Here is a 319-nt window from a genome sequence, read left to right as displayed (position 1 = left end):
GGCGCTTTGGCGCCCGGTGTGGCCGCCTTCGCCGTGGACGGGGTTGCCGCCGGCTTGGACGGTTCGGCCACGGGGGCCGCCGCTTGCGGCGAAGTGGCCGGTTTGCCTGCGGCGGTCTTGGCCTGCGGCGGCGTGATGTCCATGATGAGTTCGACGCGGCGGTTTGCCGCGCGGCCGGCGGCCGTGTCGTTGGACTCGATCGGGCGCGTTTCCGCGTAGCCCACCGCGCGCAGCCGCTGCGGCGTCACGCCATCGCGCACCAGCTCGCGCAAGACGCTGGTGGCACGGCTGCTGGACAGCTCCCAGTTCGACGCGAACT

General features: G+C 73.0%; 1 protein-coding gene. It reads right to left on the bottom strand.

What is annotated here, in order from left to right:
* The coding region (locus tag B3446_RS10965; protein ID WP_291380895.1) for an OmpA/MotB family protein at nucleotides 1–319 on the bottom strand (319 nt) is incomplete at both ends.

The sequence above is a fragment of the Achromobacter sp. UBA5777 genome (assembly GCF_002418565.1).
GTDB classification, from domain to species: domain Bacteria; phylum Pseudomonadota; class Gammaproteobacteria; order Burkholderiales; family Burkholderiaceae_B; genus Achromobacter; species Achromobacter animicus.
The sequence above is the reverse complement of the archived record's forward strand: the minus strand, read 5'-3'. Positions and strand labels throughout refer to the sequence as shown.